The organism is Gemmata palustris (assembly GCF_017939745.1).
In the GTDB taxonomy this organism is placed as follows: Bacteria; Planctomycetota; Planctomycetia; order Gemmatales; family Gemmataceae; genus Gemmata; species Gemmata palustris.
Genome location: NZ_JAGKQQ010000001.1, coordinates 6,265,567 through 6,282,383, shown reverse-complemented (window position 1 = coordinate 6,282,383; position 16,817 = coordinate 6,265,567). Strand labels below are relative to the sequence as shown.

14 protein-coding genes are annotated in these 16,817 nt (G+C 63.2%); 9 read left to right on the top strand and 5 right to left on the bottom strand.

The genetic code is table 11. From position 1 onward, the window contains the following. Nucleotides 1-67 precede the first annotated feature (67 nt). The 7 genes from J8F10_RS26100 to J8F10_RS26070 all read left to right on the top strand — a co-directional run bounded on the left by J8F10_RS26100 (nucleotide 68) and on the right by J8F10_RS26070 (nucleotide 9,189). Complete coding sequence (locus tag J8F10_RS26100) at nucleotides 68-1,267, top strand: TIGR02996 domain-containing protein (RefSeq protein WP_210658994.1); 1,200 nt, start codon at nucleotides 68-70, stop codon at nucleotides 1,265-1,267. 153 nt (nucleotides 1,268-1,420) lie between these two features. Then, complete coding sequence (locus J8F10_RS26095; protein WP_210658992.1) at nucleotides 1,421-2,110, top strand: DUF4058 family protein; 690 nt, start codon at nucleotides 1,421-1,423, stop codon at nucleotides 2,108-2,110. A gap of 486 nt (nucleotides 2,111-2,596) precedes the next feature. Further along, complete coding sequence (locus J8F10_RS26090; protein WP_210658990.1) at nucleotides 2,597-4,786, top strand: protein kinase domain-containing protein; 2,190 nt, start codon at nucleotides 2,597-2,599, stop codon at nucleotides 4,784-4,786. Nucleotides 4,787-4,951: 165 nt separating this feature from the next. Continuing rightward, nucleotides 4,952-6,004 (top strand): DUF1559 domain-containing protein, encoded by a 1,053-nt coding sequence (locus tag J8F10_RS26085; RefSeq protein WP_210662157.1) that lies wholly within the window; start codon nucleotides 4,952-4,954, stop codon nucleotides 6,002-6,004. 134 nt (nucleotides 6,005-6,138) lie between these two features. Next, entirely contained in the window at nucleotides 6,139-6,579 is a 441-nt protein-coding gene (locus J8F10_RS26080; RefSeq protein WP_210658987.1) for a hypothetical protein, read from the top strand. Between the two features lie 151 nt (nucleotides 6,580-6,730). Next, nucleotides 6,731-8,680, top strand: coding sequence for a biosynthetic arginine decarboxylase (gene speA / locus J8F10_RS26075; RefSeq protein WP_210658985.1), 1,950 nt, complete (start codon nucleotides 6,731-6,733; stop codon nucleotides 8,678-8,680). Nucleotides 8,681-8,730: 50 nt separating this feature from the next. Then, entirely contained in the window at nucleotides 8,731-9,189 is a 459-nt protein-coding gene (locus J8F10_RS26070) for a hypothetical protein (RefSeq protein ID WP_210658983.1), read from the top strand. Between the two features lie 25 nt (nucleotides 9,190-9,214). On the opposite strand, the gene J8F10_RS26065 is transcribed toward J8F10_RS26070, so the two are convergent. After that, the gene (locus tag J8F10_RS26065; RefSeq protein ID WP_210658981.1) at nucleotides 9,215-9,409 is read right to left on the bottom strand and encodes a type II toxin-antitoxin system HicA family toxin; all 195 of its coding nucleotides are present in this window, start codon (nucleotides 9,407-9,409) and stop codon (nucleotides 9,215-9,217) included. Between the two features lie 34 nt (nucleotides 9,410-9,443). Continuing rightward, nucleotides 9,444-9,776, bottom strand: coding sequence for a type II toxin-antitoxin system HicB family antitoxin (locus J8F10_RS26060; protein ID WP_210658979.1), 333 nt, complete (start codon nucleotides 9,774-9,776; stop codon nucleotides 9,444-9,446). A 107-nt stretch (nucleotides 9,777-9,883) separates the two neighbouring features. Between J8F10_RS26060 and J8F10_RS26055 the strand changes: the two genes are divergently transcribed. Further along, nucleotides 9,884-10,642 carry a creatininase family protein gene (locus tag J8F10_RS26055; protein ID WP_210658977.1) on the top strand — a complete coding sequence of 253 codons (759 nt, stop codon included), beginning with the start codon at nucleotides 9,884-9,886 and terminating at the stop codon, nucleotides 10,640-10,642. 51 nt (nucleotides 10,643-10,693) lie between these two features. Beyond that, the gene (locus J8F10_RS26050) at nucleotides 10,694-12,037 is read left to right on the top strand and encodes an MFS transporter (RefSeq protein ID WP_210658975.1); all 1,344 of its coding nucleotides are present in this window, start codon (nucleotides 10,694-10,696) and stop codon (nucleotides 12,035-12,037) included. On the opposite strand, the gene J8F10_RS26045 is transcribed toward J8F10_RS26050, so the two are convergent. The 3 genes from J8F10_RS26045 to J8F10_RS26035 all read right to left on the bottom strand — a co-directional run bounded on the left by J8F10_RS26045 (nucleotide 12,030) and on the right by J8F10_RS26035 (nucleotide 16,791). Beyond that, entirely contained in the window at nucleotides 12,030-12,434 is a 405-nt protein-coding gene (locus J8F10_RS26045) for a hypothetical protein (RefSeq protein WP_210658973.1), read from the bottom strand. The two genes, J8F10_RS26050 and J8F10_RS26045, sit on opposite strands and share 8 nt — an antisense overlap. Nucleotides 12,435-12,509: 75 nt before the next feature. Then, nucleotides 12,510-13,454, bottom strand: coding sequence for a DUF1559 family PulG-like putative transporter (locus tag J8F10_RS26040; RefSeq protein WP_246523593.1), 945 nt, complete (start codon nucleotides 13,452-13,454; stop codon nucleotides 12,510-12,512). Between the two features lie 208 nt (nucleotides 13,455-13,662). Next, a complete protein-coding gene (locus J8F10_RS26035) occupies nucleotides 13,663-16,791 on the bottom strand; it encodes a PVC-type heme-binding CxxCH protein (RefSeq protein WP_210658968.1) in 3,129 nt (1,042 codons plus the stop codon). Nucleotides 16,792-16,817: the final 26 nt, after the last annotated feature.

The following is a 16,817-nucleotide window of genomic DNA, read 5'->3' as shown; positions in this document are numbered from 1 at the left end:
GTGACCGTAACACGTCTTTTGTCACTCGCGCTTTCGGGCGTGTCGCTCTTCTTGGTACGATCGGATCATGAGCGACCGCCTCACATTTCTGCGCGCGATCCGCGCCAGCCCAGATGACGACACCGTTCGGCTCGTGTTCGCCGACTGGCTCGACGAACACGACGACCCGCTCGGAGGATTCATCCGCGTTCAGATCGAACTGGAACCGATTCGCTTCCGCATCGACGACCCGCGCGCGGTCGAACTTCACGCGCGCGAAGACGAGCTACTTCGCAAACACAGAGATGAGTGGATCGGCGACGCGGACGATCTCATGAGCACATGGGATTTCGGCCCCGTATTCCGTCGCGGGTTCCCCGAGTACGCGTGTCTGTCGCTCAACACGTTTCTCATCCGAGGTGAAGCCCTCTTTGTGGCCCTCCCTACACTTCGCAATGTCGCCCTGTACGGAGTCGCGAACCGTTGCGACGAACTGACGCTGTGCCCGCTTCTCGCGAAACTTACCACGCTCGAAATCGCCGACTGGCCGACGCGCGACGACGCGGCCGCACTCGCAGTATCTCCGCACCTCGAAAACATTTCTCGATTCAAACTGTGGGTCGGTGGAGATCCGCAGTTCTTACGAGAATTTGTTCGACAATCGAAGGGTATTCGGCCGCGCGAAATCGAACTCGTACAAGTGCGCGGAGGGGCAATGTGTCTCAGCGCGGACGTGGCGCGTGAACTCAACAACGAGGCCGACGCCCTCGCTCGAGAAATGGGGGAACACCTCGGGCACCAAGTGGTTCGTGTAACGCGCCCGTTCGAGAGGCTGTTCCCGCTCAATGGCAAAGTTGCTTGGAATATTCACGCCGGTCACCTCCTCGATGGTCGCTCGGCACTCGTTGCGGGAAACTTCGTGAACTGGATGTTCATCACGTTTACTCGGGACGGCCGAATTCAAGATGTAACCCTGCGTAACAGCGCGTTCCCAGTGGACGCGGGGCACATCTTAGACATCGAACGACGGCTCGCGCTTCAGTCCGCGTTCGGAGATTGGGTCGAGGACTTGCAATTGGAGCCGGGGCTGATTTGGGTTCGCGAGTTCGCGATCGAAAATCTGCGCATTAACCTGTGGCCGGAGCAGCCCCAAGGGTGGACACCGGACGATTGGCGGGTCCATTTGAGAGATGCGTGGAACTGGTTGGAGAGACATGATTTCGTGATCTATTGGGACGACGAGGCTTGGGCGAACTGGCGCGGCGCGATCCATTCGTCACTCGCTTGATTTTTGAGCGTGCCTTCTCACCACTTCGGTACTTCGCGCGGCGGCCGTCGATCCGCTACAATACTCCCCACCACACCTCACGGGTGCCGTCGAGCCGGTCGGGACGCGAACCTGTCCCGGCCTCGGAACCGGTGCCGACACGGAGACCTCTCGATGCCCAGCCCGTTCCCCGGAATGGACCCGTACCTCGAAACGCCGAAGCTCTGGCCCGCGTTCCAGCACCAGTTGCTCGCGTGCCTCTACCAGATCCTCCTCCCCGGGCTCGTGGACCGGTACCGCGCGCGCGTCGGCACGCGGACCTACGTTTCCGAAATGCCGCTGTTCACCTCGATCGTCCGGGAGCAGTTCGCGGAGGAGTACATCGAGATTCGTAACCGCGGCGACGGGAAACTCGTCACGCTGCTCGAAGTGGTCGGCCCGGCGAACAAAACGACCCCGGCCGGGCGGCAAGCGTACCTCGATGCGCGCCAACAAGCCGTGGCGCAACGGGCCGGCATCGTCGAGATCGATCTCATCATGCAGGGCAAGCCGATGCTCACGTACTCGCGCGACGGGCTGCCGGAGTACGACTACGCGGTCACCGTGACGCGCTCCAACGCACCCGACCGGTACGAGATCTACACGTCGACGCTCCAGAAGAAGCTGCCGAAGTTCAAGCTCCCGCTCGCGGCCGACGACCGCGACGCGCTGCTCGATCTCCAGGCCGCGTTCGCGCGCGCCTACGACCTCGGCACGTTCGCCAACCAGATCGACTACAAAGGCGCTCCACCGGCCGATGTACCCTTCAATGATGCTTACCGCGCGTGGTCCGAAGAACTGTTGAAACAGATGAAATTGCGCTGAGTGCCGGTTTCTATGTTCTAAAGATTCGCATTCCAAATTCAGAACGATCTAGCCGTCGGTGGTGCCGGGATGAGCCAACGGTGGAATCTCAACTTTCTCGTCTCGGGCCTACACAGCTCGCTGTTGACCACCTGCGCGAGTTCGGCTTCACTCGGTCTTCAACTTGGAACGCTCAGCTAGGGCGCGAATTCTGCGCTGCTTAGTGTAAATTTGCCTCTTTGTGGTTGACGGAGCGTCGGCTTTTGTGGCTAGTATCTGTTGCCCGGGCAAATCCGGATTAAAATCTTGCGATAACTGAACTCGAGACGCGTTGGCTCGGCACCCACACATCGACTCGCAGTGATGGGGCGCTGAGGCGCGAGAATGGATCGCTCCGCGCGAAGGATCGCCAGCCGGCTTACACGGAGTTCGTTAGCCGTGGGTACTTCTGCGTATCATTCGTTTCCGATCGCCGCTCCGTATCAACCCGTGTTCAATGTTGCACCCGTGCCCCCACCGCTCTTACAACGGTTACTCACCCGGGGCGCGGTCGCGACGGAAGACTACGAAGGGTTGCAGCCCGACGATCGGCAAGCGGTGGACCGCGCTTCGAGCGACGACACCCTTCTCGACACGCTCGTCCGCACCCGTCTGATGACCGAGTTCCAGGCGCTGCGCGTTCGCGCCGGCCGGTTGCACGGTCTCGTTTTGGGCAACTACCGCCTGCTCGATCACATCGCCACGGGCGGCATGGGCATCGTGTACCGCGCGGAACACCGGCAGTTGCGCACAATCGTCGCAGTGAAGGCGCTGCCGCCCTCGCCGGACGTGAACCCCCGCACGCTGGCGCGGTTCTACCTCGAGGCGCGCGCCGTCGGGAAACTGAAGCACCCGAACATTGTTGCGGCCATCGACGCGGGCGAGGAGCCGGCCCACGGCCCGGACTGCCCGGCGCAGCCGTATTTCGTGATGGAGTACCTCACCGGCGTGGACCTGGAGCGGGCCGCGGGCGCTGCGCCGCTTCCCATTGGGCTGGCCTGCCAGATCGCGCACCAGATCGCGGACGCGCTCATCGAAGCGCACCGCCTCGGGCTTGTTCACCGCGACATCAAACCGAGTAACGTACTGGTGACCGGGGACGGGCAGGCGAAGCTGCTCGATTTCGGACTGGCCCGGCTCCCGGGCGAGGAGCGCATTACGCGCACCGGCGCCCAGCTCGGCACCGTGGGTTACATGGCGCCGGAGCAGACGCGCAACGCGCACCTGGTGGACGCACGCGCGGACGTGTTCGGCCTCGGATGCACTTTGTTCTACGCACTCACCGGGCAGGCCCCGTTTGCCGACGTGATGGCCACGTTCGGCCCGCCGCCGTCGGCCCGCGGGCTGCGCCCGGAGATCCCCGCCGGCTTGGACGCGGTACTCAGTCGGATGATGGTCGCGGAAGTGGGGCAGCGGTACCCAACGGCCGAGGCCGCGATGCGGGCCTTGCTCCCATTTCTCCCGAACGCGGCGGTCGCGCTGCCGGGTCCGGGCGGTGCTCCCTGCGCCCCCGTGCGCCCGGCCCGTTCAATAGATAGTGGCCCGCCGACCACGCACACCGCGCCCGGGCGCGTCCTCATCGTGGACGACCAGCAAGACATTCGCCGGCTGTGCCGCGTCGCACTCGGGGCCGATGGGCTGGTGTGCGACGAAGTGGGCAACGGGCCGGACGCCGTCGCGCTGGCGTCCGCGACCGCTTACGATCTCGTGCTGCTCGACGTGGACCTGCCGGGCTTTAGTGGGGAAGAGGTGCTCCGGCGCTTGCGCCAGCGCCCGCCCACGCGCAACCTCAAAATCGTCATGTTTTCCGGCGCCGCGAGCGGGGACGAACTGTCCCGGATCATGCTCGCGGGGGCCGACGACTTCCTCACCAAGCCGTTCAGCGTCGTTCAACTCCGCGCCCGCGTGAAATCCGCGCTGCGGTTGAAGGAAGCCCAGGACCGCTCCGACGTGCTGAACCGCGAACTGCTCACGGTGAACGCGGAACTGGAACAGGTGGTCGAGGCCCGCGACGGCGAGCTGATCCGCGCCCGCAACGGGCTGGTGCTGGCGCTCGCGAAGTTGATCGAGCACCGGTCCACGGAAACGGGTAAGCACCTGCTCCGGCTGCAGCGCTACAGTCGCGTGCTCGCGGAGGCCGTGGCGACCGTGCCCGCGTATGCGAGCACCGTGGACGCGAACTTCATTCGCATGCTGGAAGACGCCGCGCCGCTTCACGACATCGGTAAGGCCGCGCTGCCGGACCACATCCTGAACAAGCCGGGTCCCCTCGACCCGGGCGAGCGGACCCTGATGCAGGCCCACACCACCATCGGCGCGGACACGCTCCGTGAGGTGGCGCGCCAGCACTCGTTCGCGACCGCGTTCATGCACGTCGCCATCGACATCGCCCGCGGGCACCACGAGCGCTGGGACGGCACCGGCTACCCGGACCGACTCGTGGGCGAGAGCATCCCGCTCGTCGCGCGGCTCATTGCGATCGCGGACGTGTACGACGCTCTACGGAGCCGGCGCGTGTACAAGCCGGGGCTGTCGCACCACACGACCGTGCTGACGATGACCGAGGGTTCGCCCGGCCACTTTGATCCCAGTCTTCTCGACGTGTTTCTGCGAATTGCCCCGCAGTTCGACCGCATTTTCCGCGAGTTCGGCGAGTAGACGGGGCGGGTCAGTTTTCACTTCTGCGCTGCTCAGAAACGCGATCACCTTCACACCGATTTCACGGTGTTCGCACCCATTTCAACTTCGATGAGCGGTATTAATTACGTTCCATAGCCACGCCATACGTCATATTTCGTTCCGTCCCGCGCCAGGAGTCCGTCCATGCCCTACCCGCGTCCGGGTCGTTCGGCATTTACCCTAATCGAATTGCTGGTGGTAATTGCGATCATCGCGATTCTCATTGGGCTGCTCTTGCCCGCGGTCCAGAAGGTGCGCGAAGCCGCCGCCCGTATGAGCTGCTCGAACAACATGAAGCAGCTCGGCTTGGCCGCGATGAACTACGAGAGCAGCTACGGAAAACTTCCGCCGAGTCTGATCGTGGAACTGGGTGCCGCGCCCGGCAGCCCGGGGAACGCGGGGTACCCGTACCCCGGCATCGTTCACTCGTGGGCGGCGAACTTCCTGCCGTACATCGAACAGGGAAACGTGAGCCAGCTTTACAACATGAACTACCCGTGGTTCTCCAGCCCCACAATCGTACCGGGCACGCCGGACAACATGGGCGCGCTGCGGAACCAGATCAAGACGTTCCTCTGCCCGTCGGCCCCGGGCGGGAACACGCGCACGGTGAGCGGCACCTACAAGTTCGTCGCCACGTTCCCGTACCAGAACCTCGCGGTCACCGACTACGCGACCAACAGCTCGATCAATCCCGATTCGATCACGTTCTTCGGGTACCCCACGGGTACGTCACAGACGCAGTTGTTCAGCGCGATGCGGCCGCAACTGCGCGGGGCCGGTCTGCCGCTCATCTCCTACCCCGCTATGGAACCGTTCACGATCGTCGCGGTCACCGACGGCACGAGCAACACGATCCTGCTGTGCGAGAGCGCGGGGCGCCCGCAGTTCTTCGTCGGCGGCACGCTCAATTCCTCGAAGACGCTCAACGACGGCGGGTGGGGGCACCACGAGAACGACTACGGTCTGGACGGGGCCGTATCAAAGACGAACACCTCCAGCCCCGGCAACTGCGTCATCAACTGCCACAACGATAACGAAACGTATGCGTTCCACACCGGCGGCGCGAACCACGTGTTCGCCGACGGCAGCGTGCGGTACATCCGCGACTCGATCAACCCGCAGACCTACGCGGCCCTCATCACCGCGCAGGGGGGCGGGATGACCACGGCCGAAGTCAGCCCCGGCACCGACTGATACCGGCATGGGGGTTCCCGGAAGCGCGAGCGCCTCGCTCGCGCTTCACCGAAAACGAGCGCGTTCCGCGCCGGTCCCTTCAGGACCGGCGCGGTGGTACTTCCGCACTCAACACATCAAATTCAACAATCATCATGACTCGTCTTTTCTGTGCCGGGATGTGTCTCTTTGCACTCGCTGGGTGTGGGGGTACGGGGAAGCCGGACGCCCTCCCGTCCGGTGGGAAAGTGACGTTCAACAAGACCACGCCACCCGTCGGTGCACTGGTCGTTTTTCACCCCGTGGACCCCACCTTCGAGAAGCGGGTCGGCGGGAAACCGTTCGCGAAAGTGAAGGACGACGGCACCTTTGCACTGACCACTTACACCGAGGGCGACGGGGCACCGGAGGGCGAGTACGGCGTGACGATCGACTGGCGCCTGCCAGCAAAAGAGAACAAGACGGGCTTCTCGCTCACCGAAGGATCGTCCGGGCCGGCCAAACTCAACCCGAAGTACGGCAACCCGCAGCAGCCGTTCACGAAGGTGACGGTGAAGAAGGGCGACCCCAATCAGTTCTCGTTCAACGTCGATTGAGTGCCCGTTGATGCGCTCCCCGGCGCCGCCGCGATCCAATCTTTTGATCGGCGTTGCACCGGGTCGCGCGCGACGTAAGATGGAACAATCGCGCTCCGCCAGCGCCCTTGTTTCCCCTCGCTTCCCGCCGACGCGGGAAAGGCAAACTTTGATGGCCAAACTCGACCGCCGCGGCCCCGACACGTCCGACATCAACCCCGCCTGGAAGCTCCACGACGCTTTCGAGACCTACGGGGTCAAGAACTGGGGCAAGGGGTATTTCGGCATCAACAAGCACGGGCACGTCACCGTTCACCCGGACAAGAACGCCGAACGCAGCATCGACCTCAAAGACCTCGTCGATCAGATCCGCACCCGCGGCATCCAGCCGCCCCTCCTGCTCCGCTTCACGGACATTCTCCAGCACCGCATCGGCGAGATCGCCGGGGCGTTCGAGAAGTCCCGCACCGAGTACGGGTACACGGGCGATTACCACTGCGTGTACCCGATCAAGGTGAACCAGCAGCGGCACGTCGTCGAGGAGGTGCTGAAGTTCGGTAAGGGCCACAACTTCGGCCTGGAGGCCGGCAGCAAGCCCGAACTGCTCGCGGTCCTCGCGCTCACCAACGGCGTGGACACGCCCATCATCTGTAACGGGTTCAAGGACGACGAGTTCATCAAGATGGTGGTGATGTCGCGCAAGATCGGGAAGAACATCATCCCGGTGGTCGAGAAGTTCACGGAACTCGAGTTGCTCGTCAAGTACATGGAAGAACTGGGCGTCCGGCAGCCGATCGGCGTGCGCGTGAAGCTCGCGTCGCGGGGGTCGGGCCGGTGGCGCGGGAGCGCCGGGTACCGCTCGAAGTTCGGCTTGACGCTCACGGAAGTGCTCGAGGCCTACGAGTACCTGAAGTCGAAGGACCTGGGCGACTGCCTGCAGATGACCCACTTCCACATGGGGTCGCAGGTGTCGGACATCCGCAAGGTGAAGGACGCGCTCTCCGAAGCGGCCCGCGTGTACGTCGAACTGTACCGCCTGGGGGCCGGGCTGAAGTACATCGACGTGGGCGGCGGGTTGGGCATCGACTACGACGGCTCGCAGACCGCGTTCGAGAGCAGCACGAACTACACGCTGCAAGAGTACGCCAACGACGTGGTGTACCGGATCAAGTCGGTGTGTGACGAGGCCGGGGTGCCGCACCCCGCGATCATTTCCGAGAGCGGCCGGGCGGTGGTGGCCTACCACTCGGTGCTCGTGTTCGACGTGCTCGGAACGTCCGACTTCGACAAATGCACCGCGCCGGACGTGCTGCCGGACGACGCCCCCGAACCGATTCGCGACCTGTACTCCAACTTCCGCGAGCTGAACAAGAAGAACTTCCTGGAGTTCTACCACGACGCCGTGGACCAGATGGAGAAGACGCTCTCGCTGTTCAACTTGGGGCACCTCACAATCGAGCTGCGCGCGCTCGCCGAGCGCTTGTTCTGGGCGTTCGGGCGCAAGCTCCAGCGGATCGTGCGCGACCTCGACTACGTGCCGGAGGAACTGAACGGTTTGGACAACATGCTCTCGGACACCTATTTCTGCAACTTCTCGGTGTTTCAGAGTATGCCCGACTCGTGGGCGATCAAGCAGCTCTTCCCGCTGATGCCGATCCACCGGTTAACGGAAGCGCCGACGCGCCGCGGGGTGCTGGGCGACATCACGTGCGACAGTGACGGCAAGATCGATCAGTTCATCGATTTGCGCGACGTGCGCAACACGCTCGAGCTGCACGCACACAGCCCGAACGAGCCGTACTACTTGGGCGCGTTCCTTCTCGGCGCGTACCAGGAGATTTTGGGCGACCTCCACAACCTGCTCGGCGACACGAACGCGGTTCACGTGTCAATGGAGGACGACGGCACGGCGAGCATCGACTCGGTGGTGAAGGGCGACACCGTGACCGAGGTGCTGAACTACGTGCAGTACAGCGCGGAGAAGCTGACCGACCGGATGCGCAAGGACGTGGAGAAGGCGGTGAAGCACTCGCGCATTACTGCGGCCGAAGCGCGCCACTTCTTGCGCTTCTACGAGAACGGGCTGGAGGGGTATACTTACCTCGAAGAGCCGAGCGCGTAACGACCGCGTAGCCGCGACGCACGTCGGAGCGCGCGTCGCGGGGCACTCGCGTGGTACCGTTTCGCCTCCAATTCACGTTGTCACGCCGGCAGCGGCTCGCGGTCGAACTCATGCCGTGGCTGCCGGCCATCGCCGCGTCGCTCGGCTTCATGGTCGGGGCGGCGTTTCTCGCAACGAGTGCGTCCCCCCGGTTCCTCTTCTTGCTGCTGATCCCACCGCTGGTGTACCGCGGACTGGTCTCGTTCGTGTTCGATTTGGTCGTGCGCGGCGGGTTGTTGGTCGAAGTGTCGGTAGACGAAACGCACTGCGAAGTCGTCACCCGCGGCGCGCGGCGAAAACTGGCACTCGCTGGCATCTTCCAGGTGTTTCGAGCCGACGAAACGTGGACCGTACTTCACCTCGACGGCTCCGTGCTGACCGTTCCCGTTGACGCAATCACCCGTGAGCAGGTCGAGTACCTGAAGTCGTTCGCTCAGCGTGCCGCCGTCGCGCGGGCGCTGCCGGGTTGATACCCGAACCATATCGGTGAAGCAGTTAAATTCCTGGCGGCGTTGGGATACCGAGCTTCGCGCACACTCCGCGAACGAGCGGCTTCTTGATGGTCTTGTGCCGGGGCACTGCGGCCTTGTTGCCATTAGCGGAATTGACCCACATGTCGTGTTTTGCACCGTGGCGATGCAGGCTGCACCCGTTGGCGCGGAGGTGCTTCTCGAAATCGGTCCGGTTCACATTGGCCCTCGCGCGAAACAAAAACCCGGGTGAGTCACACGGGACTTACTTGCTGTGTGACCGGGCGCTTCTTTTGAACCGGCTTTAGTGCTGCCAGTTTTGCGCGGGGTTTGGCCCCTTTGAGCGGTAAAGCGTGGTCGCGTGCTTTGGAGACGGGCGAGGTGCGCGTCTTTTTGGTGTTCGCGCGATCGGCTTTGAATAGCGCAATCACATCGCGAGCATTTTCAAATGCCTCTTCAATTGTTTCTGCTTGCGTCAGCACATCGGGGTAGAGTGGTGACGTTACAATGTACCCGCCTTCGTCCGCGACCTTGAGAGTGAGTACAAGTTTTCCGTCACTGATCGTGTATCGTTTCGTCTTTGCCATGTCGTTCCTCCGTGTTCAGTGATAACCGGTCTTTATCGGAGTCGCAACCCTTCCTTTTCCGGTACACTAGCTCGCACCCCGCCTTCGCTGCTCGCCGGAACCAATTCATGGAACTCACCGATCTCGCGTGGCCCGCTGTTGCCGCGCTGCCGAAGACCACCCCCATTATCTTCCCCATTGCGGCCCTTGAACAGCACGGGAAGCACATGCCGGTGTTCACCGATTCGCTCCTTCTGGGCGAGGTGATTCGCCGGGTAAAACTCGGCCCTGTAGCCGAGAAGTGTCTGTTCAGCCCGCTCCAGTGGCTCGGCAACTCGCACCACCACCTCGACTTTCCGGGCACGCTCTCCAGTTCACCGCGTGCGTACCTCGATACCCTCAAAGACCTCGCCACGTGCTTCATGGCTCACGGGTTCACGCGAATCGTTTTCGTGAACGGTCACGGCGGGAATATCACCCCGAGCCAGCAAGCGCTCTTCGAGTTGAAGCAAGACCACCGCGACGACCGCGACCTGCTCCTTCTCTCGCTCACGTACTGGGACTCGGCCGGCAGCCCCGCGGAGAAGATCCCGGGACTGGTGCAGGCGCGGATGGGGCACGCCTGTGAATGGGAAACGTCGATGGTGCTGCGGCTCAACCCGAAGCTCGTCGGCGACGTGACGCAGGTGTCCGAAGTCCCGTTCGGGCGCGAGTTCGCCCCCGGCTACCGCGCGTGGGTCATGCCCGATCGCAGCGAACCCGGGCACATCGGTTCGCCGGCCGCTGCGACTGCTGAAAAGGGTGAAGCGCTGTTTGCGCACTTCGCATCAGGGGTGGCAGCGTATTTGGAGCGCGTCGTGGAATGGGACGGGAGTTGGGACCGGTAAGGAACCCGTCTTCAAACGCGACCGCGAGACTTCGCAGCACGGAAACGACTCATGAGCACCCCCGACTCCGCACTCCTCTCTCCGCACTCTTCGACCCCTTGGCGGTGGTGGGTGTGCGGGGCGATGATGTTCGCCACGCTCTTGAACTACATGGACCGGCAGGTTCTTCCTCAAATTGCGACGGAATTGAAGGCTGCCTACGGTCTCGACGACGCTCGATACGGTCAGATTGCCAGGAACTTCGCCTACGCCTTTGCGCTCGGGTCCATTTTCTTCGGCTTCGTCGCCGACCGGATCGGCCCGCGTCTGTTGTACCCGATCGTTCTCATCGGGTGGTCACTCGCGGGACTCGCGACCCCGATGATGCGCGACGAAGCCCTGACCGCTCAGTTCGAGCAACCGGGTGAACCGGGAAGCGGACCGTACTACTGGCTGTTGTATTGTCGCACGCTCCTCGGGTTCTTCGAGGCCGGGCACTGGCCCTGCGCGCTGCTGACCGCGCGCCAGATCCTCACGGCACGGGACCGACCGCTCGGTAACGGCTTACTACAGAGCGGAGCATCACTCGGTGCGATTCTGGTTCCGCTGTACGTGATGGCGGTGCGGAAACTCGGCGGCGGGTGGGAAGTCGCGTTCTGGACGATCGGCGCGGCCGGTTTACTGTGGGTTCCGGTTTGGCTTGCGCTCGTGCGCCGCGGATCACTCGATCAAGCCCCTCCGGTTGAAACGAACGAAAACGAAGACCTTCCCACCGCCCCTGTCCCCATCCCAGAACCGCCGTTTCAATGGAGACAGTTCGTTCGCATCTACTTCACGTTGTTCGCAGTCATCCTGGGTATCAGCGCGAGTTGGCAGTTCATTCGCGAGTGGCTCCCGAAGTTCCTGAAGGAATCGCAAGGATTCTCCGCGGACGCGGCCGACGTGATCGTACCGGTTTACTACATTGCGGCCGAACTCGGGTGCTTCGCGGCCGGGTTGTTCGTGCGGTGGTTAGTGGCACGCGGGCACGAGGTCCATTCCGCGCGCGTCACGGGCTACGCGGTGTTCGCGCTCGTCACGGCGTCTGCGGCCCTCGCGCCGCTCGTGGGCGGATGGTTCGGTGTGGGGCTGATTGTTCTGGCCGGTGCCGGGATTCTGGGACTGCATCCGTACTACTACGCGCTCGCGCAAGAACTACCCGCGAAGCACATGGCCCTGCTCTCGGGAATTCTCGCAGCGGCCGGCTGGTTCGCGGTCGGGAAGTTGCAAGAAGTGATGGGCGTCCGCATCAAAGAAACGGGGAACTACAGCATCGGCTTCTACATCGCGGGACTGACACCGATGGCGGGGCTCATCGCGCTGCTCGTGTTGTGGAAATCAGCACCACAGCACGAGCAGCGCGACGAGGTCACTTGAGTTCGACGGTGACCGCCCCGCCGGATTCGGGCACGGATACGGTCACCCCCGAAGTTTGGGGGTCGCTGAACTTCGCCGGAACTGTGGCCGCCTTCGCTTTCGGCGCGTTCCCGCTGGGAGCTTTGTCCGAACTGCCGACGCTCACCGGCCCGCTCACATAGGCGACCTTCTGTTCGCCCGGCACCACATCGGTCATGAGGAACGTACCATCGGGCCGGATCGCGGCCGTAGCGAAGTCGCCGTTGGGAGCGAGGAACTTGATGATGCCGGCGTTCAACTGGTGCCCCTGGTAGTTCACAGTGCCGGTCACGGTTATCATCTGTTTGGCCGGCTTGCCGCCGCAACCGGCGGAAAGCATCAGCATTGCGACCAAAAGGGTCGCGGTCCTGAGTGTCATGTCACGTTGCTCGGTGGGAGAAAGAGAAACGCCGGCCGAGCGAACTCGACCGGCGCAATGTGTCAATGGCGCGGATTAGAAATCGCCGAGGACGAGGCCGTCCATCGGCCAGAGGGCGCGGCACCAGGCCGTCTGATCGACGCCCGGGGTCACGCCGCGGACGCTACCGTCCATCATGCCGACGACGCACACGCCGTCGGCCGCTTGCACCCGGTACGGGTCACACGCGGCGACCGTCGGCTGCGATTGGGGCGGGGCCGATGTCGAGGTGGCGGTGATGGTGGTGCCCGTGCTGGTCATCAGCCGTGTGTCGAAGTACGGCCCCTGAGTGTAATACCACTGGATGTTGTAAGCCCACAGCTTATGGTTCAGGTTGTCGGTCGAGTTGCTGCTCGGCCCACAGACCGCGTACTGCTCTGCGATCCCAACCGTGTTCGACGTGCCGTCCGTAATGGAAGTCAGGGTGAGTCGCCCGTTCCCCTTCGTCACGAGGTTGATGTTATTAACATCGGCGACGGGATCGACGGGCGTGCCGTACACTGCGTGATTCATGCCGTAGCTGCAGTGTGCCCAAGTCCCACCGTTGCCCTCGGTCCAAGTGTCCGACGGGTTGGACGGGTCGCGCGGCGACAGGTAGGTCTTGATCTTTTTCGCGCTCGCCGAGAGCCCGGCCCGACGATCGGCCTCGGTGTTGGGCGGCGGCCCCGGCCAAGCCCCACCGTTGGCGATGCCGAGTTTGTACACGTTGTCCTGCTCGATGTACGGGAGGATCCAGAAGTACCCCGACACCGGCTGGCCGCTACCGGGGACGGCGACGGCCGACAGCGGCGGAACGATCCCGTTCGCGTCGTGGAAGCTGTGATTCGCCAGCATGATCTGCTTGACGTTGTTCTGGCTCTGGAGTCGAGCCGCTGCGCTCCGCACCTTTTGAACGGCCGGCAGTAGCAGGCCAATCAGGATCGCAATAATCGCGATCACGACGAGCAACTCGATGAGTGTAAAGGCGATTCGTCGTTTCAATGACGGCGCGTAACCGAAGGAGGAGACAGGAGAGATCATAAGCGCTCCGGAGATGAAAACAGAACACGCCCGAGACCAAATGATTGGTGCTTCGGGCGCGGGCGCACTTGGGCGAAAGTTTTCCGTATTATCGGTACACCAGGTGTCCCACGCCAATAGGTACTACCGAAAAAATTTATCGTACTTACACGTACCGTCTTAAAATCGGTCACTTACATGCCTTGAGAAACGCGATCAGGTCCGCTAGTTCCTGCGGAGTAAGGAGTTGCTCCATTCCGGCGGGCATAAGTGAAACGGTGCTCGGCGCGATGCTTCCGATACCGGCTCGGGCGACGCGCTCCTCTTTGTCCGCCGCGACCACGATGACGATTTCATCCGGGGCGTCTTTTTTCAACACACCGTTGAGCGTGCGATCATCGGTCGTGACGACGCGGACCGGTTCGTAGCTGCGGACGAAACTTGCGCTGGGGAAGATAACGGATTCGAGCAGGTCGCGCTCGGTGCGGATGCTCCCGATCTTGGTGAGGTCCGGCCCGACCGTGCCGCCCACGTACCCGACCTTGTGGCACGCGACACAGTTCGTCTTCGCGCTGTTGAACACCAGTTGCCCGCGGCGCACGTCGCCCGGCTTCAAGCCCGCGAGCAATTTCTCCAGACGTGCGGTTTCGTCCTTGTGTGATTCCGCCAGTTCCGCGTAGAGTTTTTCGGCTTCGTCTTTCACTGCCTTCGGGTACTTGTCCAGAATCGGTTTCACGAGCTCGGCGCGGAGCGTGGGGCGCACGGCTTTGTCGCGCAGGGACTTTACCAGAGCCAGACCGACGTTCTCGTCCGTCGATTTGGCAAAGACGTTGAGCAGTTTCGCGAGGTCGAGCGGCGACGTCGTATTGAGCACGTCGGCGATCGCGCTGAACTGTTCCGCGGTCAGTTTCGCGCGCAGGAGCACGTCGGCGGCCGCGGCGCGATCGGCGGCCGGTTCGTCGCGGCCGATTTGGTGGAGCAAGGAGCTCGTGGCCGCCGCGTCGAGTTCCTGCCCGGCGGGGCGGGCGGCGAGGAGCGCGAGCCGGAACTCCGCCGGGACGACCCCGCCCGGCCAGAGCTTCGCGCGCGGCACGTTTGCGACGAACGTGTCGTAGTCCTTCGCCGTCGCCGGTAAGATCCGAAAGACGGTGAGTGCGTCGCGAAGAACGGTGCGGTCTTCGAGGCTTTGTGATTCGGCGAGCAGCGCGTCGCGCCACACAACCGGCAGCGCTTTCAGCCCCGAACGTGCCATCACACCGAGTGCGATCCGGGCCGACTCGGGTTTCGCACCGGCGAGCGATTCACCCAGTACCTTCTGAATCGAAGCATTCGATGTGAACTTGACGAGCCGCGCCGCGAGTTCGTCGCGTTCGGCCGGGGAGAGTTTGTCGGCGCCTTTCAACTTCGCCTTGAAGTAGTCGGCGAGCTGATCGCCCCATTGCGGGTGACGCCCCGCGATCCACCACGCGGTTTCACGCAGGTCCGTGCCCCGCGAATCGAGTTCGGCGAGAACGGTTGGCGCGCTGAGGTCGCTGTTGGGGATGTGCTCGAGAGCCGCGAGCGCGGCGCGCCGGACGGCGGGACTCGGTTCGGTCAGCAACCTCGCAGTGGCACTCGCGTCGCCGATCTCGATGAGCGCGTAAGTGAGCGCGTGGTCGAGCGCGCGGTCGTTCGTCGATTCCGTCAGCGCGGTGAGAATGGTCGGGATCGCGGTCGCGTCTCCGATGCGGCCGAGGGCCGTAGCACACGCCCGGCGGACGGGCAGCGAACCCTCCAACAAGTACCGCTGCAGTACGCTCACCGCGGGCTTGTGCCGGTGCAGGCCGAGGACGTGTGCGGCCGCGCTCGAAACCGGGCCGTCTTTGCTCATCATGCGCGCGAGGAACAGGAAGTCCGGCTCCCGGAGCCGCGACACCGCCCACAGCGCGTTCAGGCGCGTTTCTTCCGGGTTGTTGTGAGTGCCCGCGCGGATGAAAATGGCCTTACTCGAATTGGATATGTCGTTCGGTTTGTCCGGTCGCGTTACGAGGAAATCGGTAACGCGCTGGCGCACCGCGGGGCGCGGGTCGCGGAACAGCCTCTCCAGAGTTTCGGTATCGGCCTTCGCCAAGTCGATCGCGCGCCCGCGCGGGTCTTCCACCGCGTGCGCGCCCTTCTTCTTCACGCGGTAGATCGCGCCCGTCACGTCCGGCTTTACGAGTTGCGAGGTGGGGCAGCAGAGCTTGTACCAACCGCCGGTGTCCACGACGAGCAGCGAGCCGTCCGCGTCCTCGATCACGTCCGTGGGATGGAAGTCGATGTTGTCGGATACCACGAAGTTCGAGTCCTGCGTTTCGTAGGTCGAGCCCTTTGGAACGAGGACGTGCCGACTCACTTTACGCAAGTTGAACTGACAGCAGAAAATGTTGTTCGCGTAGTCCTTCCCGAACTGATCGCTCTCATAGCGATGAAGCCCGCACGGGGCGGCCGGTCCCATGTGCGTGAGGACCGGCATCAGTTGCGGGCTCGTCCACAGGTGGGCGTACACCACGTCGTGATCTTTGCCGTACACGCCGCCGTAGATCGCGTGGACGAGGCCGTCGCGCTTGCCCCCGCCGGGGTGCTGGAAGAACGTGGTAGTGAAAATCACGTCGCCGCCCGGTGTGAACACGACATCGACCGGGTTGTCCATGCCGCCAGTCATGACCGGTTCGATGTTCTTGCCGTCCGGTGTCGCGCGAAAGACGTGGGCGGCGCGCGTGGAGAATTTCTTGCCGTTGACGGTGTGTTCCTGGTTCGCGAACGCGCCTTTGCACCAGTAGATGTAACCGTCCGGTCCGCGGTACGGGCCGTGCAAGTCGTTCGCGCAGCCGGTGAGCGTCTTCCCATCAAACCAGATCTCTTCCTTGTCCGCGACGCCGTCGTCGTTGGTGTCGGTGAACTTCAAGATGTGAGGCGGGGCCGCGACATAGAGCGAGCCGTTCAACCACATCGCGCCTTCGGGGAACATCACGTTCTTCACGAACACGGTCTGCTTGTCGAACGTGCCGTTGTTCTTTGTGGATTCGAGGCGCAGGATGCGGTGCGGCTTGTTCTTGAGCTGCTCCGCGACTTTATCGTTCGAGCCGCTCGAATCGCACACGTAGAGGCACCCCTTTTCGTCGAGCGCTGTGACGATGGGCCGCGGCGCCAGGTCCGCACCGGCCGCGAGTTCGATGGTGAAGCCCTCTGGCAGCGTGAACGTATGGCCGTTCAGCTTCACTTGGTGCGTGGGCGGTTGCGCGGCCGCCGATGCAGCGGTCAGTGCAAGGAGGAACACGACAGGGACAAAGCGGTACATGAGTGTCTCCGACGAGGTGCGGGACA

Excerpts from the sequence above, each read along its gene's own strand:
- J8F10_RS26080 (WP_210658987.1), top strand. The coding sequence starts at position 6,139 with ATGACTCGTCTTTTCTGTGCCGGGATGTGTCTCTTTGCACTCGCTGGG.
- J8F10_RS26085 (WP_210662157.1), top strand. The coding sequence starts at position 4,952 with ATGCCCTACCCGCGTCCGGGTCGTTCGGCATTTACCCTAATCGAATTG.
- J8F10_RS26045 (WP_210658973.1), bottom strand. The coding sequence starts at position 12,434 with ATGACACTCAGGACCGCGACCCTTTTGGTCGCAATGCTGATGCTTTCC.
- J8F10_RS26095 (WP_210658992.1), top strand. The coding sequence starts at position 1,421 with ATGCCCAGCCCGTTCCCCGGAATGGACCCGTACCTCGAAACGCCGAAG.
- J8F10_RS26100 (WP_210658994.1), top strand. The coding sequence starts at position 68 with ATGAGCGACCGCCTCACATTTCTGCGCGCGATCCGCGCCAGCCCAGAT.
- J8F10_RS26055 (WP_210658977.1), top strand. The coding sequence starts at position 9,884 with ATGGAACTCACCGATCTCGCGTGGCCCGCTGTTGCCGCGCTGCCGAAG.
- speA (WP_210658985.1), top strand. The coding sequence starts at position 6,731 with ATGGCCAAACTCGACCGCCGCGGCCCCGACACGTCCGACATCAACCCC.
- J8F10_RS26060 (WP_210658979.1), bottom strand. The coding sequence starts at position 9,776 with ATGGCAAAGACGAAACGATACACGATCAGTGACGGAAAACTTGTACTC.
- J8F10_RS26035 (WP_210658968.1), bottom strand. The coding sequence starts at position 16,791 with ATGTACCGCTTTGTCCCTGTCGTGTTCCTCCTTGCACTGACCGCTGCA.
- J8F10_RS26050 (WP_210658975.1), top strand. The coding sequence starts at position 10,694 with ATGAGCACCCCCGACTCCGCACTCCTCTCTCCGCACTCTTCGACCCCT.